Genomic DNA, 26654 nt, shown 5'->3' with positions numbered 1-26654 from the left:
AGACAATACGGCCGTTGCAGGACGTGCTCCGCGATCGAGCGACGACGGGTAGCGGATTTGTAATCGCCGCCACAGTGACGGGCCGCCCCCGGAGAGCAAGGGCGGCGCGTCAAATGTTCAGAAGCGGGCTACAGCGATCCTGTTCCCCGCTTTAGCCCTGGGACCAGCTGCCGAATCCCCAGGAGTAGGCGCAGTTCGGAGTCGATGGTCTCGATGTCGCGCATGCGCGGAGAGTAGGGCGGTAGGCGGATGTTGCACTTCACCTTGTTGGCGGTCGCCGCCGGCGCTAGTCAGTGTTAGGGGCTGTTCTGGCCGTCACTGCCCTCGGGGGGGATTATGGGGGAGAACCTGGTGTCGCCGGCGCCGCGGCCGCCGGTGAAGACGGTGCCGCCGTTACCCCCCGGACCGGGTGTGTAGCCGCCGCCACCGGCACCGCCGGTGGCGCCAGAAGCATTGCCACCGGGCAGGCCGGCGCCGGTGCCGAGGCTGGCGCCGCCGCCGCCACCACCACCGCCGGTGGCGCCCACGCCCGCCGCACCGGAGCCGCCGGGCGCGGTGGCGGCGCCATTGTCGGTCGCGGCGCCGCCATTACCGCCGGTGCCGCCGGTGGCGCTGGCGTCGCCGCCGCCGCCACCACCGCCACCGCCACCGCCGTCGCCACCGTGGAAGTTCGGAACATCTTCCGTGGCGCCGCCCGCGCCGCCGCCACCGCCGGCGCCCCCGCAACCGCCGGTAGCGCCAGAGGCGGCGCCGCCGCCGCCACCGCCGCCACCGTCGCCGCCGCCGCCGACGTCGTCGTGGAGGCCGGTGCTGGTGGCGGTGCCGCCGGTCCCGCCGGTCCCGCCGGTGCCGCCGCCATTGCCGGTGCCGCCGCTGCCGGTGCCGGTGCCGGCGTCGCCGCCGTTACCGCCGGCGCCGCCACCGCCGCCGCCGCCACCAAGGACTTCGTTGCCCGTAGTCGTGTTGCCGCCGCCCTTGCCGCCGGTGCCGCCGTTACCACCTAGGCCGCCGTCGCCGTTTGTCCCGCCGTGGGGGGTGCCGCCGCCAGCCCCGCCGGTGCCGCCGTTGCCGCCGGTGCCGCCTTGACCGGCGACGCTGTTAAGGGCGCCGGAGCCGGCGCCACCGTCACCGCCGGTGCCGCCGGTCCCGCCGGTGCCGCCGTTGCCGCCGTGGCCCAACGTGCCGCCGTGGGCGTTGCCGGCGGCCCCCGCGGCCCCGCCGGTGCCGCCATTGCCGCCGATCGCACCCGCATCACCGGCGTTAAGGCCGTCGCCGCCGCCACCGCCGGTGCCCCCGGTGCCGCCATTACCGCCGTTGCCGGCAGTCCCCGACGCGGCCTGACCGCCCAGCCCGGTGCCGCCCAACCCGGCGTCGCCGCCGGTGCCCCCGTTGCCGCCCCGGCTGCCATCACCGCCGGCACCACCGCCAGCGACGCCGCTGTGATCGGTGCCGCCCGCACCCTGAGCGCCTTGGCCGCCGGTGCCGCCGTAGCCGCCGAGGCCGCCGTTGGTGCCGTCGACAAAGCCGGTGGTGCCGATCCCACCGGCCCCGCCTAGACCGCCGGCCCCGCCTAGACCGCCGGGACCGCCGTTGCCGTACAACAGCCCACCGTGGCCGCCTACTCCGCCCGTCCCGCCGTTGCCGCCGAGGCCGCCGTCGGTGCCGCTCGCCGCAGAGCCCGTTGTGCCGGTCGTACCGGCCCCGCCGGCCCCGCCCCGGCCGCCGTTGCCGAACAAGAAAGCGTTCCCGCCTTGGCCGCCGGGCTGCCCAGGCGCCCCGGACCCGCCGTCGCCACCGGGGCCCCACAACAGTCCGCCCGGCCCACCGTTTTGCCCGGTCCCCGGCGCCCCATTGGTGCCCTTGCCGATCAGCGGCGTCCCCAACAACAAATCGGTGGGCGCATTGATTAACCCCCGGACTTCTTGCCACACGGCCTGCACCGGCTGCGGAAGGCTGTGCAACGTTGAGCCGTTGGCTGCCTCGGTCAGCGCATACGCGCCCCCCGCCCCGCTCAAAGCGCGCACAAAGTCGGCATGAAACACCGCCGCCTGCGCACTCAACGCCTGATAGGCCCGGGCGTGGCCAGAAAACACCGCCGCGATCGCCGCCGACACCTCATCGGAAGCCGCATCCACCACCGACGTCGTTGACGGCGACGCCGCGAAGTTCGCCGCTCTTAGCGCCGACCCGATCCCGCTCAAATCCGACGACGCGGAGGCCAACACATCCGGCGAAGCGATCAACGACGACATCTGCGGCTCCCATCGCCAGGCAACACGAGGACAGGCAGTGCCTCAGGGGAAATCCCAAGACGACTCAGAAACTGTACATATGTCTGATAGTGCTTGGAGGGCAATTCTCCAAACCGGAGTCGCCGCCATGCAGCCGAGCTGCGCGCCCTACAGAGCGGTGCTCATCTCCCCTTTGACATGGCGTTGGCGGCAGACTGTGCTCAACGGAGCGCGCTGCCGGACCGTGGTCGCAGGTTCAAATCCTGTCAGCCCGACCGTGTGGTGTCGCGAGACATCGGAATAGCCCGAACCTACTTTAGGTTCGGGGGTTTTCCGTGTGGGGCCTTTGGGGGCGCCGGTGGGTTGGTAGTCCCTGGTGGGGTCCAGGGTGAAGTCGCGCAGTAATTCTCAAATGGCGGCGTAGATGAATTTGACGTTGAGGTGCGAGAGATGTTCGGCCCGAACACCAAGCCGTCCCCGCAGATGACGGAGGTGTTCAACCAGATCCCGGACTACAACGACGGCCGCCGGGTGCTGCGTAACTGACGCAGACGCGTTCACCTCGATAAGGGACAATCGAGCAGATGACGACTCCGCAAGGGCCCTCGCGCGGCGATTCACCGGAATGGAAGCGCCCATTCGAGCCGCCCGGCCCCAGTAGGGGACCGGTACCCCCGAGGCGCCAGCCCGCGCCTCCGTCGGAATCGCCGACCCAGCAGGTTCCTCAGGGTGGTCGGCCATATCCACCACCGCCATCGGGGAACCGACCACCGCCGCCCGGTCGCCCACCGCGTCCGCAGCCGTATCCGGCGGGCCGCCCACCTGCCCCGCACCAAGGTCAGGGCGGCCTGCCACCACGGCAACCGGAACAGGCCACCATTCGGCTGTCCACCCAGCCGCCGCCCAAGGAGGCGCCGGCGCAAACCCGGCGCCGCTTCTTACGCAACCGGCGGTCGATCGCTCTGGTCCTCGCCATTGTGCTGGTCGTTGTCCTGGCCGTCGTGATCGGGACTGAGCTATATGTCCGCCACCTGGCCGGGAACAAGGTGGCAAGCGCGGTGGCGTGCGAGGTGCAGGACAGCGCCACGGTGTCGTTTGCGTCCATGCCGCCGATGCTCTGGCAGTACTTCAGTGACGACTACCCCGACATCTCCGTGCAGACTGCCGGCAATCAGGTGCGCAGCGCCAAGGGCATGAAAGTCAACATCGATATCAAGGACCTGCGCCTGAGCGACACCAACAACTCCAAGGGCACCATCGGGGCACTGAAAGGCACCATCACCTGGTCATCCGAAGGCATCAAGCAATCGATCCAGGACGCCATCCCGGTGCTGGGCAGTTTTGTGACCAGCAAAGTCACCACCAATCCGAACGACGGAACCATCGAATTGAAGGGTCTACTCGACAGCGCCACCGTCAAGCCCCAGATTGCCAACAACGGGCTGGCACTGCAGGTGGTCAACTTGACCGCGCTGGGCTCCAAGATGTCGACGGACAAGGTGCAGAAGAACCTGGACAGTCTCACGTCCAAAGCGACCCAGAACTATCCGCTGGGCATCCACGCCGACAGCGTCAAGGTCACCGATACTGGCGTGGAGGCGACGTTCTCCACCTTGAACGCGACGATCCCGGCGGATTCGTCGTCGCCACAGACCGGTCAGGACTGTTTCGGCGGGGTCTGACATATTCAGCCAGTCACACGCGCGAGTGCTGATAGGGAAACATTTAGGGCCATGCGCGGCAAGACATTACTTCGATTGATCGCCGTCGCCTGTGTAGCGGGCCTGGCGGCGTGCGGCAGCACCACCACGAAAACCACCCCGGGCAGCGGCAGTGCGTCACCGTCCGCAGGGTCGCCGTCGATCACCGAAGAGCCGTTCGGCCAGGTGGGCGGGACGCCGGTGAGCCGCTACACGCTCAGCAGCGGGCATGGCATGCGCGTGCGAATCCTGACCTACGGCGGCATCGTCCAGTCGATCGAGGTCCCCGATCGCAACGCACATGTCGACGATGTCGTGCTCGGATTCCCGACCCTCGACGGCTACCTGCGCAACACCGGCTCCGGCAAAACCTACTTCGGCGCGATCGTGGGCCGCTACGGCAACCGGATCGCCAAGGGGACCTTCCTGCTGAACGGCACCGAGTATCACGTACCGATCAACAACAACGGCAACAGCCTGCACGGCGGCACCGCGGGCTTCGATACGAAGGTGTGGCAGGCCAGTCCGCAGAACGGTAGCGACGGCGTGGGCCTGATACTCCAATATGTCAGTCCCGCAGGCGAAATGGACTATCCCGGGACGCTGACGACCACAGTCACCTACACCGTGGATTCGGATAACGAACTGCGCATCGACTACCACGCCACCACCGATGCCCCGACCGTGATCAACCTGACCAATCACAGCTACTTCAACCTGGCCGGCGAGGACACGCTCGACGTCTACGGCCAGAAGCTCACCATCAATGCCGACACCTACACCCCGACCGACGCCACCCAGATCCCGACCGGGCAGATCGCCCCGGTGCAGGGCACACCGTTCGACTTCACCTCACCGACAGCGATCGGCGCCCACATCACCGCGAGCGACCCGCAGCTGCTGCTGGCCCGCGGCTACGACCACAACTGGGTGATCAACCGCGGCAGCAACACGGGGCTGGTACAGGCGGCCAGGGCCGTAGACCCGCAGACCGGGCGCACGCTGACAGTCTCCACCACCGAACCCGGTGTGCAGTTCTACACCGCCAACTTCATCGACGGGGCGTTTACGGGAACCAGCGGCCATGCCTACCGGCAAGGCGCGGGTTTCACGATGGAGACCCAGCACTACCCGGATTCGCCGAATCATCCGACCTTTCCGACGACAACCCTTGACCACGGCCAAAGCTACAATTCGACAACGGTTTTCGCGTTCGGCGCTCAATAGGAGCAGCGAATGGGTGTTCCAGCTCGCCTCAAATGCGTCCTGAGCGCGGCGCGTCCCTGCGGCTTGCGCAGTGGACTCTCGCGCAACGCCCGCAGAGCGGGGCATGATGACCGTCATGGACGCTGAACTTCAACGCTGGCTGGCCTCGGGAGAGTTCTTCGACTACCTCGGCTTCGACATCTTCTACCGCGTGGAGGGTAGCGGGCCTCCGCTCCTGCTGATTCACGGTTATCCGTTCAATTCCTTTGACTGGGCACCGATGTGGCCCACGCTGACGCAACGGTTCACCGTCATCGCACCCGACATGATCGGCATGGGATTCTCGGCTAAACCGGTGGCCTACGAATACTCGGTGGGCGATCACGCCGACATGCACGAGGCGCTCCTGGAGCACCTCAACATCCGCAACGCGCACATCCTGGCCCACGACATCGGCGATTCGGTGGGCCAGGAACTGTTGGCCCGCCACGAGTTCGGTCAGCAGGCCTACGGCGAATGGCGCATCGACTCGATCACCTGGCTCAACGGTGGGATGTTCATCGAGTCCTACACGCCCAGGGCGGCGCAGAAGCTGATGTCGGGCACCCCGTTGGGCGATGTCTTCAGCCATGTGCAGAACAGTCCGCTGTCTCGTCGGCTGCTGGAGCCGACGCTGCGCGAGATGTTCGGCCCGAACACCAAGCCGACCCGGCACATGATGGACGTGTTCAACCAGATCTTGGACTACAACGACGGGCGCCGGGTGCTGCACAAGGTCGGCCGGTTCATCAACGATCGCTACACCCACCGCAACCGGTGGGTGCGTGCCATGCGACAGACCGCGGTTCCGATGCGGTTGATCGACGGGCCCGTCGACCCCAACTCCGGCGCCCACATGGCCCGCCGCTATGCCGAGGTGATACCGAACCCCGATGTGGTGATGCTCGCCGACGACATCGGCCACTGGCCCCAACTCGAAGCCCCCGACGCGGTATTGACGCACTTCCTTGCCCACATTGACCGCATCGCCGGCTGAACGACTAGGAGTCGGCGTCGGGTCTTCTCCCTCCGGCCTCTAGCAAGAGCCAACCGGGGAGTCGACGCAGGACGCCAGGATGCGTTTCCTTGCCGGCCGGATTGCGTTGCGGATCGTTGCAAGACAACGAAAGTCGCACTATGTCCGTCTGGGGGTCAAGTCGTCGCAGGTTCAAAATCGAGGAGTTCCTCGACGCCCGGACATGGACGTCAGAAGATCAATGCCGCGAAGCCCTCGGAGTCTGGAACTTCCGCTGCAACTACCACCGATCCCTCACGGCTGCGGGCGGGCGTCAGCAACGTGCCGGCCTCCCACATGGTCGCGAGATTCGGTATCGTCAGTGAGTGGCCTTACCGGGGCGGCAGCGAATCCGTTGCCACTGCAGGGTTTATCACCGGCTTTCATCTCCGAGCCCCGAGTGCCAGAACAACCATTTGTCATAGCCGAGTTCGAGTTTGGAGGCAGACCATCACACCTGCCCGGGAACCGTGGGATCCCGCAACCAGCGTAGGAACAACGGCGACGATGGTGGCGGCGGCGCGTGCCATCGCGACCACCAACGGCGAAATCAACGATCAATTCGCCGAGCCGTTAGTTCGTGCGGTCGGTGTGCCCTTTCTGACCCGCTGGGCTACCGGTGAGCTGTCCGCGGCGGACGTGGACGTCGAGGGCAGCGCGTGGGGCCTAGCACAGATGCCTGTTTCGATCGCGGCCCGAACGCGATACTTTGACCGATTCCAGGCTGATGCCGTCGCGGCCGGCGTCCGCCAGGCCGTAATCCTCGCCTCGGGCCTTGACACCCGCGCTTATCGCTTGAACTGGCCTAGTGGGATGACGGTGTACGAGATCGACCAACCGGCCGTGATCGGATTCAAACTTGCGACGCTGGCTGGTCTTGGGGCCGAACCCAAAGCCGACTTGCGGCCGGTTGGGATCGACCTGCGCGAGGACTGGCCGACGGCGCTGAACGCGGCGGGATTCGACTCGTATAGACCCACGGCGTGGACCGCTGAAGGCCTGTTTGGCTACCTGACACCGGGCGACCAGGACCGGCTGCTCGACGCCATCACTGCACTGAGCGCGCCCGGCAGCCTACTCGGCACCGAGGGAGTCCCGAGTACCGCCGACATGGATCCCGACGTGGCGCGCGAACGCATGCGCGAGGCGACGGCCAAATGGCGCCAGTACGGCTTCGAACCCGACTTCGATGTGATCGAGTTCGAGGGCGAGCGCCACGACGTGGGCGCGTATCTCGACGCTCGCGGATGGTCGTCGGTCGCGACACCGATGGCACGGCTACTTACCGACCACGGCTTGGGGGCCATCCCGCAGACTGACGATGATCGGCAAACGATGAACGGAGTCACCTACTACACGTCGACCCTGCTGGCAGGACGATAAGCCGGTCTCGGCGCCGACCTACCCACCAATGAACGACTCTCGTTCGCTGTTGAGCACTTCACCAGGTCGGGTCAATGCACGGTCGTGGTCGCCTTGGTCGCGTATGGTTGGGTGATTCGCCCGACGCACCGGACCAGGCGATTTTTTGAAGATGACCGGTGCAGCACGAACAGGGTATCCAGGGCCGGGCAGTCGAAGCCTTCGCCGATGAATGAACCTGTCCCGACGACGAGTAGTGGTTCGACATCGCGGGTGTGGTTGCCGCCGCTCATCTTGCGGTGCAGACATGTTAGTGGTGTTGACGAGCCAGTGAGTGGTTGCGTCCATCGGTCAGGCACTCGCCGATGCGTGTGAGCGATGAGATCCGGACGTAGAAGTCCTAAGGGGAGGGAAACTATGGCGATTACGGATGTTCCGGCCTTCGCCCATTTGACTGACGCCGACATCGAGAATCTGGCGGTTGAGCTGGACGCGATCCGGCTGGATATCGAGGATTCCCTTGGCGAGCGCGACGCCCGCTACATCCGCCGCACCGTCGCCGCGCAGCGTGCTCTCGAACTAGCCGGGCGGCTCATGCTGGCCGGTAGCTCGAAACGCTCGGTGTGGTGGGCGGGAACGGTGACCATTGGTCTGGCCAAGATCATCGAGAACATGGAGATCGGCCACAATGTCATGCACGGCCAATGGAACTGGATGAACGATCCCGAGATTCACTCCACGACGTGGGAGTGGGACATGAGCGCGGCCTCAAAACACTGGATTTCTTCCCACAACTTTCAGCACCACAAATACACCAACATCCTGGGCATGGATGACGATGTGGGCTACTACATCCTGCGGGTCACACGTGACCAGCCCTGGCAGCGTTTCAACATCGGCAACCTACTGTTCAATGCCATTCTCGCGCTGGGGTTCGAGTGGGGAATTGGCAGCCAGACCGTCGATTTCGAGAAGATCTTGAAGGCAGGCCCGGAGCGCGACTCGACCCTTCAGCTGGCACAGGAGTTCCTGGGCAAGGCCGGCCGCCAGGTGGTCAAGGACTACGTCGCGTTCCCGGCGCTCACCTCGCTGTCGCCGGCGGCCACCTACACATCGACGCTGAAGGCCAACGCGGTGGCCAACGTGATCCGCAATATCTGGGCCAACGCGGTGATCTTCTGCGGACATTTCCCGGATGGCGCGGAGAAATTCACGAAGACCGACATGATCGGTGAGACGAAGGGAGAGTGGTATCTGCGCCAGATGCTGGGCAGCGCCAACTTCGAAGCGGGCCCCGTGCTGCGGTTCATGAGCGGCAACCTGTGCCATCAGATCGAGCACCACCTGTACCCCGACCTGCCGAGCAACCGGCTGCACGAGGTCTCGGTGCGTGTGCGCGCGTTGTGCGGCAAGTACGACCTGCCTTACACCACAGGCTCATTTCTGGTGCAGTACGGCAGGACGTGGCGCACCATCGCCAAACTCTCGCTGCCGAACAAGTACTTGCGTGACACCGCCGACGACGCCCCGGAGACGCGCAGCGAGCGGATGTTCGCTGACCTGGAGCCCGGTTTCGCTAAGACCGACCCAGTGACAGGGCGTCGCCGCGGGCTCAAGACTGCGATAGCAATTGCGGCCCGCCATCGACGTCGGGGAGCATCGCGGTTTTGATGCGTCGAGCACCCAGCTCGAGCCCGTCGGGTTGCCGAAACGCAGCGCCGCAGCGTCGGGCCCACTCCTCCCATTTCCGCGCATGACGATAAAAGCAGCACTGCCGCAGCGATTTTCGTACGCGAAGGCTTTCGGTCACCCCGCTGTGGAGCCCAAGCGGGTGGTTCAGGCCGAAAATGGGTAACCGCCGATTAGCGCACTATTCGTAACCGGAAGAGAAGGACACGCCAGTGAGCAGTGCGGATAAAGCCCGGAACAAGGTGGACCAGGTCACGGGCAAGGTCAAGGCGGCAGTCGGCCGCGCGATCAACGATCCAGCGTTGGAGGCTGAGGGCAGAGCTGATCAGCGGGCGGCTCACCTGAGAGACGCGGGTGAAAAGGTTAAAGACGCGTTCCGGCCTCGCAGGCGTCGACGGATACCTCGCCGGCGTCGACAGATATAGCAGACGAAGCCCTCACGTAACGGCCGACGGGATCAGCCCCGCGCACTCTCGGTGTCGCGCATGCGGCGAGGCCGCGCCTGTGGCCTCGAGCAACGCCTGACCTGGATGACGCCCGGATGAACTTCCTGGATGGTCCCAACGTCGTAGTAGACATGAGCACCATCTCGACAATGAGGACCGGACATCGTCGACTAGCGGACGGTTCGCTGCTCCGGATTGACATCGAGTTGGGCCGCTTTGTGGGAAGTCTTTACACACGAGACATGCGGGTGAAGGCACGAATCGTCGGCAGTGACGTCGAAGTTCATGCGTGGGCTGGCCGCGTGCACCCGTCACCCGGCTCAACCATTGCGAATTTTCGCACATCGCAACGAATGTGACGCGACCACAACGCATTAACCCTGACGTTGGATTCCCTGCTTCGCCAGGGTGAACTGGTTGACATCGATATAACCGATCCGGAACATCTGTTCGCAGCCGGTCAGGTACTTCATATAGCGCTCGTACACCTCTTCTGACTGAATCTCGATGGCCGCGCTTTTTTGTGCCTCCAGGGCCTCCGCCCACAGCTTTAGAGTCCTGGCGTAATGGGGTTGCAGCGACTGGCGGCGGGTCAGCGTGAAACCGGCCTTCGCCGAGTGCTCCTCCACCATGTCGATCGGCGGTGCAAAGCCCCCGGGGAAGATCTCGGTCAAGATGAACTTGATGAACTGGACGAAGTCGGACGTAATCGGCAAGAAGCGGTCGATCATTTGCTGCTCTGTCAAGCTGGTGATGGTGTGCAGCAGCATCACGCCGTCCGCGGGCAGGATGTTGTGGGCCAGCGCGAAGAAGTCGTCGTAGCGGTCAGGGCCGAAGTGCTCGAACGCGCCGATCGACACGATGCGGTCGACGGGCTCGTCGAACTGTTCCCAGCCGGCCAGCAACACGCGCTTGCTGCGCGAACTGGACATCTCGTCGAACGACTTCTGCACGTGGGCGGCCTGGTTCTTCGACAACGTCAGACCGACGACGTTGACGTCGTACTTTTCGATGGCCCGGCGCATGGTGGCGCCCCAGCCGCAGCCGACGTCGAGCAGTGTCATGCCGGCTCGCAAACCCAACTTGCCCAGCGCCAGGTCGATCTTGGCGACCTGCGCCTCTTCCAGCGTCATGCCCTTGTGCTCGAAGTATGCGCAGCTGTAGGTCTGGGTGGGGTCCAGAAATAGGCGAAAGAAGTCGTCGGACAGGTCGTAGTGCGCCTGCACATCGCTGAAGTGCGGTGTCAGCTTTTTGGCCATATCTTGTCCCCCTTGGCCCCGAGGACTGCGCCCTCACGGGCAACGCTACGCCGAGGCGCAACCCAGTAGTCATGGCATGAAACCTTTCTCGTCGGTTGCCAGCGCCGGTCGAGGGAGGCGGCGACGTTCCGGGTGTCCGCAGGTGTCCTGCTTGGGCCCACCCGGGTAGAAACGGGTGCGCTGCGCCAGCGTGCGTTGGATCGGGGTCGGCAGCCGCGCGCAAAGCCGCGGATCTCGCGGTTCATGTAGCCTCGGAGGTCAACTAACGACTAGGGGCGACAAGGCGGGTGCTCAAATATGGCACAGCCGTCCACCGGACCAGGTGGTTCCGGGCAGGTCGCCGGGCCGCGGGACTCCCGTGACGAGGGCGACTACGGCGGTCACATCAGCGGTGCGGCCGGGCCGGTGAGTGCACGCAACAACATCGATCGCGGCCCGATCGAGTAGTTACCCGCTTACCTGACCTCGCGCGGGCCCTCGCCTACGCGTAAACAAACATCCAAAAAGATCGGACGGGACCCACATTGCTGCGGTTCGTAAACCTTCCCTGGCCGCGCGTCGCCGCCCGGACGCCGCGTGCCATCATGCCCGAATCTCATTGATTCCGTGGCCATCACTGAAGTACCTGAATACGCGCACCTGAGTGACAAAGACCTCGAGGAGCTCGCGGCCGCGTTGGAAGCGATCCGTCGCGATATCGAGTCTTCACGTGGCGCCAGCGATCGGGCATACATCAAGCGCGCCATCGCTTTTCAGCGCGCCCTCGAGGTCGCGGCGAGGCTAGTCATCGGCACCAGTAAAGGCAGGTTTGGCTGGGCCGTCGGAACCGCTGCCCTGGCAGCGGCCAAGTGCATCGAGAACATGGAACTCGGCCACAACATCAGCCACGGTCAATGGGATTGGATGAACGACCCGGAGATCCATTCCGCTACCTGGGAATGGGACATGGCCGGCCTCACGTCCCAGTGGAAGAACTCCCACAACTACCGGCATCACGTCTTCGCGAACGTCGTCGGCGTAGATGACGACCTGGGATTCGGCGTCTTGCGGGTCACTCGAGACGAGGAGTGGCGGCCACGCGCACTGCTGCAGCCGTTGCGTGCGGTGCTGCTGGCGGTGTTATTCGAGTGGGGCGTCGCGCTGCACGGTCTGTATTCAGTGCAGGAGCGCGAGACGACGACCGCCGGAAAAGCCGCTCACAAGGCTGCGCTGATCCGCAAGATCGCTCGGCAGGTCGGCAAGGACTATGTCCTGTTTCCAGTGCTGAGTGGCCGGCGGTGGTGGCGCGCACTGGGAGCCACCGTGGTCGCCAACGGGCTGCGCAACGTCTGGGCCTGCGCCGTGATCATGTGCGGTCACTTCGCGGACGGAGCGGAAAAGTTCACCCCGTCCGTCCTGGAGGGCGAAACAAAGCCCGAATGGTATCTGCGACAGATGCTGGGCACCGCGAACTTCAGGGCCGGGAAAGTGCTCGCATTCCTGAGTGGAAACCTGTGTTATCAAATCGAACATCACCTCTACCCTGACCTGCCAAGCAATCGATACCCCGAGATCGCCGTGCGGGTTCGCGCTTTATGCGCCAACTACGACCTGCCATATACGACGGGTCCGTTGCTTCGTCAGTACCTCCTCACCTCGCGCACCATCTGCAAGTTGGCGCTTCCGGACCGGTTCCTTTTCGCGACCTCCGACGACGCGCCAGAGACCGCGTCCGAACACAAATTCCGGAATGTCACGAAACGGTCGCATGATTCAAGCGTGGGCAACCACGTGAGGCGACGCGGATTGGCCACGGCAATACTCACCCACAGTAATCGACCCCAGTCCAGACGCCGGTCGGCGTAGCGGTCCAATCATGGTGCGACACAATCCCATTCAGCATGAACCCCGCAGTTGGCTTCCGGATGCCGCTGTTGTTGACTGCTCTGTGTGAAACTTCCTCGGCAGCGCCCGAGTCCGCAACGCCCGGACGAACCCGACGGCCGACTCGTGACCACGCAGTTACCTGGCAGTTCAGCCCGCGAACAGAACAGAGTAGGGTAGTGGGCGCGGTTGGGAGACGATAAAGGGCACCCCCCGGGTGCATTGCGGATTGACGGCTGGACGGCATCAGATTTCAGGTCCGGCTGCACGACAAATCGGCGCGTCTCAGTAAATCCCTGCCACAGGAAGAAGTCATGCCCACCGTTGAGTCGCAGCTCCGTCAGGACTTGCGCGACTACGCCGTCGAAATACGGCAACTCGCCTACACGCTGCCCGGAGGTCTGGGCGAGCACGATCTGCTTGGATTGTCCGGTCGGATGAGCGCTACCGCAGATCTAGTCGAACGACAGCGAAGTGTTGGCGATGGCTGATCGGGTCATGAGGGGCAGCCGCCTTGGCGCCTTGAGCTATGAGACCGACCGCAACCATGACCTGGCGGCGCGCAAGATAGCGCGGTACCGCACCGACAATGGCGACGAGTTCGACATGCCCTTTGCCGCCGACGCCGACGTGCCCGGCTCCTGGCTGTGCCGCAACGGCCTGGAGGGCACCCTGATCGAGGGTGGTGAACTCGCCGAACCCAAGAAGGGCAAGGTGCCGCGCACACACTGGGACATGCTGCGGGAACGCCGCTCGATTGAAGAACTCGATGAACTCCTCAACGAACGCCTCGAGATCATCAAGTCACGCCGCCGCGGCAGCTAAGAGGCGGAACCTCGTGAGTCGTTGTCGTGGACGAACTCACCCTCGGCGGAGCAGCTTGGGAAGTGCTCCAGAGATTCTTGGCGCCGCTAACCGCCCGAGCTACGGCGCCTTCCGGAGATCGCCGAGCGAGTTCCGAAGCCCACCGTCCATGCGGATCTGGAGGGCGGCCACCGCCAGCATCACGCCGGCGGTCACCAAGTGCACTACCGCGTCGGTCGTGTTGTGGGGAAACGTGAAGACGAACGCCACCTGGTGCGAGAAGAAGGCCCAGATGCCTGGCAGCGCACCGGCTATCGCGGCGAACAACAGATACAACACGGCCCACGACTTGCGCATCGCGAACACCAGGCCCGGCGCGAACAGGGCAAGCCCGGCGACGGCGTGCCAGCCGTTGTAGTCCATTCCGAACAGTTGGACGGTCGGGGCATTGGGCCCGGTCGCGAAGCTGGGCTCAAGGACGAAGCCGATCACCGCCTGCACCACATGCAGAACACAGATGATCAGCAGCCCGATCTGGGCGAAACTCCACCTCACGTTGCACCTCCTTGTGCACGGTGGGATCGCCCCGAATACTACGCCGGGTAGTAGATCATGCCAATGTCACTTGCGGCCGGGCAGCCTCATCACCGCGCGCACCACGGGCACCAGCGACTTTTGCCACAGCGTCGACGGAACGCCAAGCGGCGGATCGAGATTGAACACGCGGGCCGCCGCGATCGTCTGCGATTCGGTGTACTTCAGCAGGCCCTCGGGCCCGTGCCGGCGGCCGACCCCGGACTGGCCCATCCCGCCCATCGGTGCGCCGAGGCTGCCCCACGCGAACGCGTAACCCTCGTTGACGTTCACCGTCCCGGACCGCAGCCGGGCCGCGATCTGTTCGCCCTCCGCGGCGGAGCCCGCGAACACGCTGGCGTTGAGCCCGTACTCGGTGTCGTTGGCCTTCTGGACGGCCTCGTCCACGTCGGCCACGGGGTAGATGGACACAAGCGGCCCGAACGTCTCGTTGGCCGCGCATTCCATCTCCGGTGTGACGTCGGTCAGCACCGTCGGCTCGTAGAACAGCGGCCCGAGGTCGGTCCGGGCCCTGCCGCCCGCAATCACCTTGGCGCCCTTGGCTTTCGCGTCGTCGACATGGTCGGTCACCGTGTCCAGCTGACTCGCGGAGATCAAGCTGCCCATGTCCACCGAGAAGTCATACGCGGTGCCCAGCTTCATGTTTCGGACCGCAGCGCCGAACTTGCTGGTGAAGTCGTCGGCGATGTCCTTTTCGACGTAGATCCGCTCGATGGAGATGCACAGCTGGCCCGCGTTGGAGAAGCACGCGCGGGTGGCCGCCTTGGCGGCCTTGTCCAGGTTGGCCCCGCGCGTGACGATCATCGCGTTCTTGCCGCCGAGTTCGGCCGAGAAACCGATCAGCCGACGGCCGCAGTGTTCGGCGAGCTGCCTGCCGGTGGCGGTCGAGCCGGTGAACATCAGGTAGTCGCAGTTGTCGATGATCGCGGTGCCGACCACCGAGCCCGGACCCGGCACGATCGCGTAGAGCGCTCGCGGCAGGCCGGCCTCATACAACAGCTCGGCGCACGCCAGCGCGCAATACGGCGTCTGGCTGTCCGGCTTAAGCACCACCGCGTTGCCTGCCAGCAGCGCCGGAACCGAGTCCGACGCCGTCAGCGTCATGGGGTAGTTCCACGGCGAGATCACCCCGACCACGCCCTTGGGCTGGTAGGCGACGGTGGTCTTGCCGATCCCCGGGAGCAGCGCCTGCACCTTGCGCGGCTTCAGCAGGTCGGCGGCGACGCTCACGTAGTAGTTCGCGTTGGCCATCAGATCGACGATTTCCTCCTGCGCCGCCCAGCGGGCCTTGCCGGCCTCGGCTTGCAGCAGGTCCATGAGGAACTCGCGGTTCTCGACGACCAGGTCGCGATAGCGTCGGATGACGTCGACGCGGTCGCTCACCGGGCGGTTCGCCCACTCGACCTGCGCCGCTCGCGCCTCGGCGAACGCGGCTTCGACGTCGGCGGCGGTACCGATGGGGATCGTGGCCAGCGGCTTGCCGGTGAAGACCTCGTCAATCGGCTTGGTGTCGCGGGCCGCGGTGTCCTTGATCGCGGCGAGCTGGCGCAAGCGGTCGAAGACCTCGGCTGATGGTGCGGACATGTCGTTACCCCTCGGAAATGCGCAGCGTCCAAAGCACCAGCCTATCGCCGCGACTACAGTGCACCACCGTGAAGCCTGACGCGGTTGCCTTCGCTGAGCAGTGGGTGAATTCATGGAATGCCCACGACGTGGAGTCGGTCCTCCGGCATTTCGACGACGACGTCGTGTTCACGTCGCCGGTGGCCGCCAAGCTGCTGCCGGAAACCGCGGGAGTCATTCGCGGCAAGCCCGCACTCCGCGACTACTGGACCCGGGCGTTGCAGCGCGTCGCGAACCTGCGGTTCGCCGTCGAGGGCGTCTACGAGGGCATCGACACCATCGTCATCGCGTACCGCAACCAAGACGGTGGCCTGGTCAGCGAGGTGCTCCAGTTCAGCGACGGGCTGGTGATCGAGGGCCACGGAACGTATCTCCTTGCCGCGCAAGGTGCGACGGACTCGATCAGCTGATCGGGGTTGGCGGGCCGTCCGGCTCGGCGGCAGGCGACAGGTCGAGCTGCATCCACGCGACGTCGTGCCAGCGGTCGTGTTTCCATCCGACTCGACGGTAGAGACCCGCATCCTGAAACCCGAAGGATCGGTGAAATGCGTTGCTGGATTCGTTGGGTTGGGTGATGCCGGCGAAGGCGCGGCGGTAACCGCGCTCGGCGAGCCGGCGCAGCAGCCGTGTGTAGAGCTTGCGGCCAGCGCCCGAACGGTGATGCCCGTCGTCGACGTAGATGCTGGTTTCGGCCGACCATTGGTACGCGGCGCGGGGATTGAACGCGTGCGCGTAGGCGTAGCCGATCACTCGCCCTGCGGCATCCTCGGCGACGAGCCATTCGTGGGTCGCCCGGGCCGCGTCGATGCGCGCCGCCAGCTCCGCTACCGTCGGGACGTCAACTTCGAAGGTGATCGCCGTGTTCTCAACGTAGGGGCGATAAATCGCCATGCAACCGGCGGCATCTTCCGGGATCGCCGATCGCACCGTGTCATCGCTTGCTGCCATGCCGGTAGTGTCCCACTACCGATTCGGCAGGCGCCTCAAGCTATTCGGCGACCGCCGTGGCGAGTTGTTGCCGGGCGGCCTGCACGATCAGGCCGGCGGTCAGAAAAGCTTGCTTGCCTTGGTCGCAGGAGTCGACGGGCAGGTCGGCAGCGCGGCGCAGCACCATCACGGCGAGCGCGGTGTAGGTGGCATACGGGATGACCAGAAGGTTGACGTGTGCCAGACCGCCGCTCAATGTCATCACGTGCTGGCGCTTGTGTTCCCAACCCGCCCAATTGAAGTCGGGGGGTCGTTGCAGCGGCGGCCAGTTGACGTTGATGCAGTCGATGTCGCCGAGCAGGGGAGTCAGAGCCCCGACAAGAGTGGGCAGCTCGTTGGTGATTCGGTCTGCGCGGGGCCACCACGCGCCGTCGATGGCGCCACCCAACTGGCGAGCCACGGAGAGCCGGACGGGATCGGTGCGGCGCCGGCCCGCTCGCGGATAGGTCATCGCTCAGCCGATCGATGTGGGAGCTGTACTTACGGTTGGCGTCGTGCGATCCACGGGCTGGTCCTTCACGTTGCATCGCCTGCCCCGCGGGCGCGGGCCGAGCGGAGGAATCGCATTGCCCGGGGGTGTCATCCGCGCGGATGGCGGTGGACCACCGCAGACAACGAAACGGCTCGCTATTGACGCTACGCCACCAGCGCCCGGGCAGATTGGCCGGGGGACCAGCGGGGAACTCAAATCCGAAGTAGGGTTGCGGCAACAGCTAAAGGATGGACGAAATGCCTACAGATAATTGGTGCGACGCACCCCAGATCCATCCGTCGCAGGTCCGGGTCGGTGACATCATCGGCACGTTGCACGACACCAAATTGCGCCTCACCGTGAAATTGATCGGCGGGCCCCAGAGCACTCCGCGGCAGTGGACCTTTTTCACCCGCGACGACAACGGCCTGCAGCGCACGAACACGTTCGGCGAGGACGAGTTGGTCCGCAGGTACGCCAAAGCATCGTGACGGCCGCCCAGCCTTCGATCCGCCACTAACCCACCAAGATAGCTGACCGGTCGGCTACTATTGGCGCTATGCCGCGCCCACCGAACCCAGAGGTGCGCCGCCGCCTGCTTGAGGCGGGACTCGAACTCGTGCACGCCCGGGGTTTCACCGCCAGCGGCGTCAAGGACATCACCGATGCGGCCGAGGTGCCGAAGGGATCGTTCTACGCGTACTTCGACAGCAAAGAGGCTTTCGCGGCGGCGATCCTCGCACATCACTGGGCCGATATCGAGGCGCGGCTGCTGCCGATCCTGGAGACAAGCGGGACGGCCCAGGAGCGAATCACGCGCTTCTTCCACGCACTCGCTGACGAACACGAGGCCGGCGACTTCCTGCTCGGCTGCCTGGTCGGCAACCTATCGCTCGAGCTCGGCGGGTCGAGCGAACCGGTGCGCACCGAACTTGTGCGCATCCTCGACCGCTGGGATGCGGCCCTTTGCACGTGTGTGCGTTCCGGCCAGCGCGACTCCGATGGCGTCCGCAGCGACCTCGATGCCGGCGAGCTCGCCGCCCAGCTCATCGAGGCATGGGAAGGCGCGGCCCTGCGCGGGAAAGTCACCCGCAGCCGCACCCCGTACGACCGATTCGAAGCGGTCACCGTCCCGGCGCTTCTGCACTGATCCGTCCGACGGGAATACGGTCCCCAGTAAACCCGTTGAGTAGACGACTGGTCATCTATAGCTAGCGGCCAGCCCCCACCGGTTCCCGACTCGCAAGGACGGCCCCCGATGTCAGACCTCAGTCAGCACAAATTCGCTTTGAACGACGGCAACGGTGCGATGCCCGCGCTCGGGTTTGGGACTTCACTTTCCGATCGCAGCCAGACGCGCAACGCCGTGAGGGCCGCGGTGCAGGTGGGGTTCCGGCACCTCGACGCCGCCGAGCGGTACCGCAACGAAGCCGAGGTCGGTGCGGCGCTCAAAGAGTTGTTCGCGGACGGGACCGTGCGCCGCGAGGAACTGTTCGTCACCACCAAGCTGTGGAACAACAACCACCGACCCGAACGGGTCAGGCCCGCGCTGCAGGCCAGCCTGGACAGGCTCGGGCTGGAGGCGGTCGACCTATATCTGGTGCACACGCCGTTCGCGTTCCGGCCCGGCGACGACCAGGATCCCCGCGACGCCCACGGCGCCGTCGTCTACGACGACGGCGTCACGCTCGAGGAAACCTGGGCCGCGATGGAAAGCCTTGTCGACGAGGGTCTTTCGCGATCGATCGGCCTGTCCGACATCGACGCCGCGGGCACCCGGAAAATCGTCGAGAACTCCCGGATCAAGCCGGCGGTCGTCGAGGTCGAGTCGCACCCCTACCACCCGCAATGGGAACTTCACGAATTGTGCACGACGCACGGGGTCATCCTGTTGGCATTCGCAGCCCTGGGACACGCGCTGGAACCACGCCTGCTCGACGATCCCCTCGTCGTCGCGATCGCGTCCAGCGTCGGAAAGACCCCCGCGCAAGTGCTTTTGGCCTGGGGCATCCAGCGCGGCAGCGCAGTCCTCACGTCCTCCGTCAAGCCGGCACGCATCGGCGAGAACTTCGATGTCACCGCCCTCCCGCAGAGCGCGATCCACGAGATCAACCAGCGTCTCGAAACTCGGTACCGGTTCAATTCCGTCGTCGACGCCGGAGAACCGGGATTTGCCGAAGTCCCGCAAGGAAGTTGAGCACATGACGGGTTTCCACAGCGGCGAACTTGCCATGCAACGACAAGCCGGCGTCGAAGCGCAGGCCGCCCGGCTCGCGCCGATGCTCGCCCCGGGCCAATTGCGTGCTGGAACGGCCGCGTTTCTCTCCGAGGTGACATTCGCGGCGCTGACCGCGCGGGACACGACCGGGCGGCTGTGGACCTCACCGCTGCTCGGGCCGGCCGGTTTCCTGCAGGCCGCGTCGCCCACCACATTGCGAATCCACGCGTCGCTGCCGAGTGCTGATCCCCTGCACGGCCCAGCGTGCGGGCAGCCGGTGGGCGTCATCGCCATGAACTTCCTGACCCGGCGGCGGCTTCGGATCAACGGTCGCCTCACCGGCAACGACGGAGGACTGACCATCGACATCGACCAGGCTTACGGCAACTGCCCGCAGTACATCCAGCAGCGCCGCATCCAGGTCGATGGACGACCGGACGACAAACTGGTGCGCCATTATTCGGGATTGACGTTGCGGCCCGACGACATTCGCCTCATCAACACCGCCGACACGTTCTTTCTGGGCACCACCCACGCCGCCAGTGGCAACGACGCCTCCCACCGCGGCGGCCCGTCCGGTTTCGTCCACGCCGCGACCGGGCACCTTTGGTGGCCGGACTATCCGGGCAACAACATGTTCAACAGCCTGGGCAACCTCGCCGCAGATCCCACCGCGGCCCTGCTGTTCCTGGACTTCCGCGCCGGTACCGCGCTGCAGCTCTCCGGCAGCGCGGAGGTTCGCTGGAGCGACGCGGCCGCCGGCGACGACGGCTACACCGGGCGCCACGTCCATTTCGTTCCGCAGCGGGTGGTCGGCACGGCGCCCCCACGGTGGACCTGGCCAGGAGGCGAAGAACATCTTCGCCGGGTGCCCCCGAATGCCCCAAATTGACGACGGCCGGAATTTAACAACTAAGTTTGTCTCTATGGCGGACGACGACCGGGACGAATCCGCATTCACCTGGCAGGGCCAGCGTGAGCTGGTGGGTCCTGTGCATGAACAGCTCGACGAGCTGGTGGCGGCCCGCGACCAGCTGGAACAACTGGTGCGGGTCATCGTCGAGATCGGCTCCGATCTGGACCTGGAAGTCACGTTGCATCGCATCGTGGATGCGGCGATGGAGCTGACCGGCGCCCCGTACGGTGCGTTGGGGATACGCGCGTCCGACGGCGCCCTGGCCTCGTTCGTGCGCGCCGGCATCGACGACGACACGGCGCGGCGGCTGGGCGAGCTGCCGGTCGGTGGCGGTCTGCGCGTCGACGATGCGAGCGGTGATCCGCAGGCCGGCGGGCTGGACGTGCAGGGCACGCCGATACGGGCACTCCTCGGAATACCAATCACCGTGCGGGCGGCCGACTTCGGCAGCCTCTACCTGGCCGACGACCGGCCGGGCCGGGTGTTCTCTGACATTCAGGAGGGCGCCGTACGGGCAATGGCCACGGCCGCGGCCGCCGCCATCGACAATGCGCGGCTCTTCGAGCGGGAGCGCGAATCGGCGAAGTGGACGAAGGCCAGCCGCGAGATCACGACGGCGCTGTTGTCCGGGGCACCGCAGACGGGACCCTTGCAGCTGATCGTGAACCGGGCGCTGGAGCTGGCCGACGCCGAGCAGGCGATCTTGCTGATTCCGAAAGATCCCGATCTGCCCGCCGATGAAGTCGACACCCTGGTGGTGGCCGCCACCGCGGGCCGGTACGCCTCGGAGGTGATCGGCCGGCAGGTCCCGATGGAGGGGTCCACGACGGGCGGGGTGGCACGGCGCGGTCTGCCGCTGATCACCGATTCGTTCCAATACCCGATCGAAGGGTTCACCGATGCCGGTGAACGCTCGGCGACGGTCATGCCGCTGATTGCCGACGACAGGGTGCTCGGTGTCATCGCCGTCGCGCGCCACCCGCAGCAGCCTCCGTTCGACACCGATTACCTGGAACTGGTCAGTGACTTCGCCCGGCACGCTGCGATTGCTCTGGCGCTCGCCGCCGGCCGGGAACATGCGCTCAATCAGGAACTGGCCCAAGCAGACACCGTCGATGACGCGCTGCGCGCCGTGGCGGAGGAACTGCGCCGGCTGTGGCGGGCCCGCCGCGTGCTGGCCGTCACCTTCCCGGCACCCAGTTCCGTCACCCAAACCGCTTACAGCGCACCGCAAGTGGTGTCGGTTGGCGAGCCAACGCAATGGGCCGACCTGCCCGCCGATACGCGACACTTGCTCGGTTCGCTCCGCGACGGCGACCTGCTCACCCCTAACTCGACCAGGCCGGGTTCGGCCGGGATCGCGCTGCAGCATCCCGAGGGCGTGCTCGTCGTCTGGCTGGACCTGGCCGAGCAGCGCCCGTTCACCCTCGAGGACCAGACGCTGCTGACCGTGCTGGCAGGACGGCTGGGCCAAGGCCTGCAGCGTGTGCACCAGGTGGATCAGCAGCGCGAGACCGCCCTGGCGTTGCAGCACGCGATCCTCGGCCCGGCCGACTTGCCGCACGGGTTCGCGGTGCGCTACCAGGCCGCAAGCGCCCCCCTGCAGGTGGGCGGTGACTGGTTCGACATCGTCGATCTGGAAGACGGACGCATCGCGATGATCGTCGGCGACTGCGTCGGCCATGGCCTTGCCGCCGCCACCGTCATGGGGCAGATGCGCAGCGCCTGCCGCGCCCTGCTGTTCGACAACCCCAGCCCGGCCGCTGCGCTGGCGGGGATGGACCGGTTCGCGGCGCGGCTGCCCGGCGCGCAATGCACCACCGCCGTCTGCGCGGTGCTGACCCGCGAAACCGGTGAGCTGGTCTACTCCAGCGCCGGGCACCCGCCACCCATCCTGGTCCACTCCGACGGCACCACCCAGATGCTCGACGACGGCCACACCATCGCTTTGGGAGTGCGATCCACTTGGGCCCGTCCCGAGGCGCACGTGACCATCCCGGCGCGAGCGACGCTCCTGCTCTACACCGACGGTCTCGTCGAGCGTCGCCGCATTGCACTGCACCAGGGCATCTCCCGCGCCGCCACCCTCCTTCAGGACGGCCGCACCTCCACCCTTGACGATCTGGCGAACCACATCATGTCCGGACTCGCGCCGGGCGGCGGATACCAGGATGACGTCGTCCTGCTGCTCTACCGCCACCCCGCACCGCTGGAGCTGACGTTTCCCGCGGACGTCAGCCAGCTCGCCCCCGCGCGCACCGCGTTGCGCACCTGGCTGACCCAGGCCCGGGTGGACCCGGACAAGACTGTGGACGTGCTCGTCGCCGCGGGCGAAGCCGTCGCCAACGCCATCGAGCATGGTCATCGCCACACTCCGGAAGGCACGATCGTCCTGGGCGCGACCGCCCTGGTAGACCAGGTGCAGTTGACCATCACCGACACCGGCTCGTGGAAGCCACCGCAACCCGCCGCCGAAACCAACCGCGGCCGGGGCATCACGCTGATGCGAGGTCTCATGCAGGACGTCACGATCAGACCCGGCACCGCCGGAACCACAGTTCACCTATCCGCGAGGATCACCTGATGACCACGCCGCTTTCCCTCGACACCGCGCGCCGCAACGACGGAAATCTTGTCCTGACCGCAGCGGGGGAAATCGACCTGAGCAACATCGACGCCTTCAACCAAGCCCTCACCACCGCCACCACCGAGGCCGGTGGCAGCGGCGAAACGCTCACCGTCGACCTCAGCGCGGTGGAGTACCTCGACAGCGCCGCCATCAACGCCTTGTTTGCCCGCGCCGACGACATCCGCCTCGTCGCCCACCCGCTGCTGATGCCGATCCTCAATGTCAGCGGTCTCACCGAACTGGTCAAAACGGAACCCGCGCCGTCCGCGGAACGCTGACGCACCGGCGATAACCTTCGGCATCCGATGATCCGCGGAAAGTCCGTTCTAGTAACGGGTTCCACGTCGGGCATCGGTTTGGGTATCGCGCGCGCCTTCGCAGCGGAGGGCGCGAATGTGACCCTCAACGGTTTCGGTGACCCGGACGGCGTCGAGCAACAGCGGCACGGCATCGAGGAGACGTTCGGGGTGGCGGCCGCCTATTCGGGCGCTGACGTGACCAAGCCGGATGAGATCGCCGACATGATCAGCCGCGCCGAAAGGACCTTCGGAGCCGTCGATGTCCTCGTCAACAACGCGGGCATCCAGTTCGTGGCGGAGGTGGAGGACTTCCCCGTCGAAAAGTGGGACGCCGTGATCGCCACGAATTTGTCGGCCGCCTTCCACACTTGTCGCTGCGCAGTCCCGGGAATGAAAAGCCGGGGCTGGGGCCGAATAGTCAATATCGCCTCGGCACACGGCCTTGTCGCCAGCGCCGGGAAGTCGGCATATGTCGCGGCCAAGCACGGGCTGGTCGGGCTGACCAAGGTGGTCGCAATCGAAACCGCCGAGCACGGCATCACATGCAACGCGATCTGTCCCGGATGGGTGATGACGCCGCTGGTGGCTCGGCAGGTCGAAACGCGCGCCCAGGCGACCGGAAAGCCCTTCGACGAGGCCAGGCGGGAATTCGTCGCGGAAAAGCAACCGATGGCCCGCTATACCAACCCGGAAGACATCGGCGCCCTCGCGGTCTTCCTGGCCGGCGAGGCGGCCGCTACCATCACGGGGGCGAGCTATTCGATCGACGGCGGCTGGACCGCCCAATGAGGGGCGACGCGCCAACGAGTTCTTAAGATTTTCTGCGGATTATGGGGCGCGAAATTCGCCACGTTCATATAGGGCGCGGCAATTGCTGAAAAGCCAAGTTTTCGTAGCTATTCCGGCGACTCCCTATTACGCTTATGTTGCTTTGGTCATCGGGCGGCCGTCGCATCCGACCCACAGGAGGCGCATGTGTCATATCTGGTGACCGCTCCGGACGAGGTCGGAGCGGCAGCCCAGAATTTGGCCGGTATCCGCTCGTTGTTGGCCGGGTCCGCTGCATCGGCCGCGGCGCCCACGACTGCGGTGGCCGCCGCGGCCCAGGACGAGGTGTCCGCCTTGGTCGCAGCGATGTTCAACGATTTCGGCCAGGAATTTCAAATTATCAATGCCCAAGCCAATGCGTTTCACGGGGAATTCGTCGGCCTGATTAAAGCGGGCGCGGGTGCCTACGCCGGCGCCGAGGCGGCCAACGCCGCGGCGGCCGCGCTGGGCGCGATGAACGCGCCCGCCCAAGGACTGTTTGGACCGTCCGTTCAGAGCGCCGCCGGCGCCGCCCAGGCGGCCGCCGCCGACTTGGGCCTGACCTCGATCCTGGGCGGCAGCGCAAGCCTGTCCCTCGATGGCGGCGTGGTGAGCCTGCCGCCGATCCTGGGCGGCGGCGCGCTCAGCGTGCCTTCGCTGGTCGCCGGTGGCGTGTTGAGTTTGCCCCCGGTCCTGGGCGGCGCGCAGTTGACCGTGCCGCCGATCTCCAGCGTCGGGCCCGCCGTCCTCACCGCCCTGAGCCCGATCATCAACGGCGGCGTGGTGGCCCTGCCCTCCTTCCTCGGCGGCGGCGAGCTGACCGTCCCGTCGATCTTGGTCGGGGGCGTGCTGGACCTGCCCGCGTCGCTCGGGGGTGGCGTCCTGGGTCTGCCGTCGATCCTCACGGGTGGCCTGCTGAGCCTGCCCTCGAGCCTCGGCGGTGGCATCTTCACGGTGCCGCCGATCTCCAGCGTCCTGACCTCGATCGTCAACGGCGGCGCGGTCACCCTGCCGCCGATCCTGGGCGGCGGGCAGCTGAGCGTGCCGTCGATCCTCACCGGTGGCGTGCTGACCCTGCCGCCCATCGCCGGTGGCGGGAACGTCGGCATCCCGTCGGTCCTCGTCGGTGGCGTGCTGAGCCTGCCCTCGAGTCTCGGTGGCGGCGACGTCGGCATTCCGTCGATCGTCACCGGTGGCGTGCTGAGCCTGCCGCCGAGCCTCGGCGGGGGGCAACTGACCGTGCCCCCGGTGCTGACCGGTGGCCTGCTGGGTTTGCTCGGCTAGGCCGGTGCCGTAAGGGATTGCGGCAGCGTCCCCGCCGACGCCGATTCCAGGATCTCCCGGATGCGCCGCCGCGACCGACGCCAGCCGCGCACGTATTCCTCGTCGTCGCCGTCGCGTTTGATCACGATCCGCCACCGCAAACCGAGCCAGTGCGCCACAAACCAAAACGGCCACCACGCCCCGACGAGCACTGCGATCGCCACCAAGATCCCAAAGCCACCGTCCCCAGGATCGGTCATGTCCCAACCGGACAGGGAATACCACCGGCGCCGGCGCACCGACCACTGCACGCCACGCGGGTCGGCTACCTGTGCCATGTCGCTCACTTCTTCGCTATCGACTGTTGCCGCACCACGCGGTGGGTCATGTGCAGTTTGGGAAAGAGGACTTGGAGGATCCTTGGAGCCCAACGGGATTGGGGCCCGAGCCGTCAATCCATCACTGTGACGGCGCCGGGGTCATGGAGCCGATGTAATAGGTTTCGTGCCCGGTCGGGTATCCGCCGCCGTTGGTGGCGATATGGACGTGGTCGTAGTGGTTGAGGGTTTCGTTGCCGTAGTCCGCGGTCCAGCTCGGCGAGCCGACCCCCGGGTAGATCTTCTGCCGCCAGATCACGTGGTTGATTCCCCACCGCTTCGCATTCGCCAGCGCATACCCGGCGATGTCGTTGCCCAGCTGGATGCCCTCGGGGGAGGAATGGTTGGGGATCATCACGTCGATCGCCAAGCCGTTGGGGTGCCACGGCAGGGGATCCTCCCGGTACCCGTAGATCGTGGTGATCTCCGGAAACAGCACGCTGATGGCGCGGGCCGCCCAGATGGTCTTGACCTGCAGCCGCTGCTCGGACGCGATGCCGGGCGACAACGGGAACAGGAACTGCTGGGCCGCCGCCGGGGCACCCGCCGCCAGCTTTTCCACCTCCGCGGGAGTGGCGATCTGCGGCGGGGGGCCGGCGGCCACCGGCGGCGCGCCGGCCGCCATGGACGGCGGGGCGGGCGCCGGTGGTGTCGGGCCGGCGGCCGGATTATCAACGCAACAGGGGGGTTTGGCGCTTTCGGCGTGCAGCGGCTTGGCGCCCTGGGCGTAGATGATGGCGGCCGAGACCACGAGGGAGGCCGCCAACGCCAGCCAGCGGCTCCTGCCGATGGCTAACACACCTTTGCCCACGATCAGCAGCTTAGCGCCGCGCGGGACGCCCGTGGCAATCTTTT

General features: G+C 66.1%; 27 protein-coding genes and 1 tRNA gene. 19 read left to right on the top strand and 9 right to left on the bottom strand.

The window, feature by feature from the left end; all coding sequences use genetic code 11:
- Positions 1–296: 296 nt before the first annotated feature.
- Positions 297–2252, bottom strand: coding sequence for a PE family protein (locus A5787_RS28695; RefSeq protein ID WP_066971795.1), 1956 nt, complete (start codon positions 2250–2252; stop codon positions 297–299).
- A 190-nt stretch (positions 2253–2442) separates the two neighbouring features.
- On the opposite strand from A5787_RS28695, the gene A5787_RS27520 reads away from it, so the two are divergent.
- From A5787_RS27520 to A5787_RS24210, 5 genes are all read left to right on the top strand, one after another.
- Positions 2443–2506, top strand: a tRNA-OTHER gene (locus A5787_RS27520).
- Between the two features lie 702 nt (positions 2507–3208).
- Positions 3209–3913: a DUF2993 domain-containing protein gene (locus A5787_RS28400; RefSeq protein WP_231994145.1), complete on the top strand. Its 705-nt coding sequence runs from the start codon at positions 3209–3211 to the stop codon at positions 3911–3913.
- 51 nt (positions 3914–3964) lie between these two features.
- Positions 3965–5158, top strand: a complete 1194-nt coding sequence (locus tag A5787_RS24220; protein WP_066971792.1) for an aldose epimerase family protein — start codon at positions 3965–3967, stop codon at positions 5156–5158.
- A 115-nt stretch (positions 5159–5273) separates the two neighbouring features.
- Positions 5274–6173 carry an alpha/beta fold hydrolase gene (locus tag A5787_RS24215; RefSeq protein ID WP_066971913.1) on the top strand — a complete coding sequence of 300 codons (900 nt, stop codon included), beginning with the start codon at positions 5274–5276 and terminating at the stop codon, positions 6171–6173.
- A gap of 525 nt (positions 6174–6698) precedes the next feature.
- Complete coding sequence (locus A5787_RS24210) at positions 6699–7574, top strand: SAM-dependent methyltransferase (protein WP_066971791.1); 876 nt, start codon at positions 6699–6701, stop codon at positions 7572–7574.
- Between the two features lie 71 nt (positions 7575–7645).
- Here A5787_RS24210 and A5787_RS24205 read toward each other — a convergent pair whose 3' ends face one another.
- On the bottom strand, positions 7646–7846 hold the full coding sequence (locus A5787_RS24205) for a hypothetical protein (RefSeq protein ID WP_066971790.1): 201 nt from the start codon (positions 7844–7846) through the stop codon (positions 7646–7648).
- 124 nt (positions 7847–7970) lie between these two features.
- Here A5787_RS24205 and A5787_RS24200 point away from each other — a divergent pair, with 124 nt between their 5' ends.
- Both A5787_RS24200 and A5787_RS27085 read left to right on the top strand, forming a co-directional pair.
- Complete coding sequence (locus tag A5787_RS24200; RefSeq protein ID WP_066971788.1) at positions 7971–9224, top strand: fatty acid desaturase; 1254 nt, start codon at positions 7971–7973, stop codon at positions 9222–9224.
- Positions 9225–9454: 230 nt separating this feature from the next.
- Positions 9455–9667, top strand: a complete 213-nt coding sequence (locus A5787_RS27085; protein ID WP_082977425.1) for a CsbD family protein — start codon at positions 9455–9457, stop codon at positions 9665–9667.
- 395 nt (positions 9668–10062) lie between these two features.
- Here A5787_RS27085 and mmaA2 read toward each other — a convergent pair whose 3' ends face one another.
- Positions 10063–10947: a cyclopropane mycolic acid synthase MmaA2 gene (gene mmaA2, locus A5787_RS24195; protein ID WP_066971786.1), complete on the bottom strand. Its 885-nt coding sequence runs from the start codon at positions 10945–10947 to the stop codon at positions 10063–10065.
- Between the two features lie 297 nt (positions 10948–11244).
- On the opposite strand from mmaA2, the gene A5787_RS27510 reads away from it, so the two are divergent.
- The 3 genes from A5787_RS27510 to A5787_RS24185 all read left to right on the top strand — a co-directional run bounded on the left by A5787_RS27510 (position 11245) and on the right by A5787_RS24185 (position 13635).
- Positions 11245–11394 (top strand): hypothetical protein, encoded by a 150-nt coding sequence (locus tag A5787_RS27510; protein WP_156764111.1) that lies wholly within the window; start codon positions 11245–11247, stop codon positions 11392–11394.
- A 159-nt stretch (positions 11395–11553) separates the two neighbouring features.
- Positions 11554–12792: an acyl-CoA desaturase gene (locus tag A5787_RS24190; protein ID WP_066971784.1), complete on the top strand. Its 1239-nt coding sequence runs from the start codon at positions 11554–11556 to the stop codon at positions 12790–12792.
- Positions 12793–13293: 501 nt separating this feature from the next.
- Entirely contained in the window at positions 13294–13635 is a 342-nt protein-coding gene (locus A5787_RS24185) for an RNA polymerase-binding protein RbpA (protein WP_066971912.1), read from the top strand.
- A 99-nt stretch (positions 13636–13734) separates the two neighbouring features.
- Here A5787_RS24185 and A5787_RS24180 read toward each other — a convergent pair whose 3' ends face one another.
- Positions 13735–14169 carry a DUF4383 domain-containing protein gene (locus A5787_RS24180; RefSeq protein ID WP_066971782.1) on the bottom strand — a complete coding sequence of 145 codons (435 nt, stop codon included), beginning with the start codon at positions 14167–14169 and terminating at the stop codon, positions 13735–13737.
- Between the two features lie 66 nt (positions 14170–14235).
- Positions 14236–15792 (bottom strand): succinic semialdehyde dehydrogenase, encoded by a 1557-nt coding sequence (locus A5787_RS24175; RefSeq protein ID WP_066971780.1) that lies wholly within the window; start codon positions 15790–15792, stop codon positions 14236–14238.
- Between the two features lie 68 nt (positions 15793–15860).
- On the opposite strand from A5787_RS24175, the gene A5787_RS24170 reads away from it, so the two are divergent.
- Positions 15861–16241: a nuclear transport factor 2 family protein gene (locus A5787_RS24170; RefSeq protein WP_156764110.1), complete on the top strand. Its 381-nt coding sequence runs from the start codon at positions 15861–15863 to the stop codon at positions 16239–16241.
- Here A5787_RS24170 and A5787_RS24165 read toward each other — a convergent pair.
- Together A5787_RS24165 and A5787_RS24160 are read right to left on the bottom strand one after the other, a co-directional pair.
- Entirely contained in the window at positions 16234–16779 is a 546-nt protein-coding gene (locus A5787_RS24165) for a GNAT family N-acetyltransferase (protein ID WP_066971777.1), read from the bottom strand. The genes A5787_RS24170 and A5787_RS24165 overlap by 8 nt on opposite strands.
- Positions 16780–16819: 40 nt before the next feature.
- The gene (locus tag A5787_RS24160; protein WP_066971775.1) at positions 16820–17269 is read right to left on the bottom strand and encodes a DUF5994 family protein; all 450 of its coding nucleotides are present in this window, start codon (positions 17267–17269) and stop codon (positions 16820–16822) included.
- 278 nt (positions 17270–17547) lie between these two features.
- Between A5787_RS24160 and A5787_RS24155 the strand changes: the two genes are divergently transcribed.
- From A5787_RS24155 to A5787_RS28690, 8 genes are all read left to right on the top strand, one after another.
- Positions 17548–17781: a hypothetical protein gene (locus A5787_RS24155; protein WP_066971911.1), complete on the top strand. Its 234-nt coding sequence runs from the start codon at positions 17548–17550 to the stop codon at positions 17779–17781.
- Positions 17782–17849: 68 nt separating this feature from the next.
- Positions 17850–18440 carry a TetR/AcrR family transcriptional regulator gene (locus tag A5787_RS24150; protein ID WP_066971773.1) on the top strand — a complete coding sequence of 197 codons (591 nt, stop codon included), beginning with the start codon at positions 17850–17852 and terminating at the stop codon, positions 18438–18440.
- A 108-nt stretch (positions 18441–18548) separates the two neighbouring features.
- On the top strand, positions 18549–19487 hold the full coding sequence (locus A5787_RS24145) for an aldo/keto reductase (RefSeq protein ID WP_066971771.1): 939 nt from the start codon (positions 18549–18551) through the stop codon (positions 19485–19487).
- A 4-nt stretch (positions 19488–19491) separates the two neighbouring features.
- A complete protein-coding gene (locus A5787_RS24140; RefSeq protein ID WP_066971769.1) occupies positions 19492–20400 on the top strand; it encodes a pyridoxamine 5'-phosphate oxidase family protein in 909 nt (302 codons plus the stop codon).
- Between the two features lie 34 nt (positions 20401–20434).
- Positions 20435–23008 carry a SpoIIE family protein phosphatase gene (locus A5787_RS24135; protein WP_066971767.1) on the top strand — a complete coding sequence of 858 codons (2574 nt, stop codon included), beginning with the start codon at positions 20435–20437 and terminating at the stop codon, positions 23006–23008.
- On the top strand, positions 23008–23331 hold the full coding sequence (locus tag A5787_RS24130) for an STAS domain-containing protein (protein WP_066971765.1): 324 nt from the start codon (positions 23008–23010) through the stop codon (positions 23329–23331). Before A5787_RS24135 ends, A5787_RS24130 begins: the two co-directional genes overlap by 1 nt.
- Positions 23332–23358: 27 nt before the next feature.
- On the top strand, positions 23359–24141 hold the full coding sequence (locus tag A5787_RS24125) for a 3-hydroxybutyrate dehydrogenase (protein WP_066971762.1): 783 nt from the start codon (positions 23359–23361) through the stop codon (positions 24139–24141).
- A gap of 186 nt (positions 24142–24327) precedes the next feature.
- A complete protein-coding gene (locus tag A5787_RS28690) occupies positions 24328–25443 on the top strand; it encodes a PE family protein (RefSeq protein ID WP_066971760.1) in 1116 nt (371 codons plus the stop codon).
- Here A5787_RS28690 and A5787_RS24115 read toward each other — a convergent pair.
- Entirely contained in the window at positions 25440–25760 is a 321-nt protein-coding gene (locus A5787_RS24115) for a hypothetical protein (protein WP_066971909.1), read from the bottom strand. The genes A5787_RS28690 and A5787_RS24115 overlap by 4 nt on opposite strands.
- Positions 25761–25881: 121 nt before the next feature.
- Positions 25882–26619 carry a glycoside hydrolase gene (locus A5787_RS24110; protein WP_369829158.1) on the bottom strand — a complete coding sequence of 246 codons (738 nt, stop codon included), beginning with the start codon at positions 26617–26619 and terminating at the stop codon, positions 25882–25884.
- Positions 26620–26654 lie beyond the last annotated feature (35 nt).

The sequence above is a fragment of the Mycobacterium sp. 852002-50816_SCH5313054-b genome, assembly GCF_001667185.1.
In the GTDB taxonomy this organism is placed as follows: domain Bacteria; phylum Actinomycetota; class Actinomycetes; order Mycobacteriales; family Mycobacteriaceae; genus Mycobacterium.
This window is presented reverse-complemented; position numbering and strand designations above follow the sequence as displayed.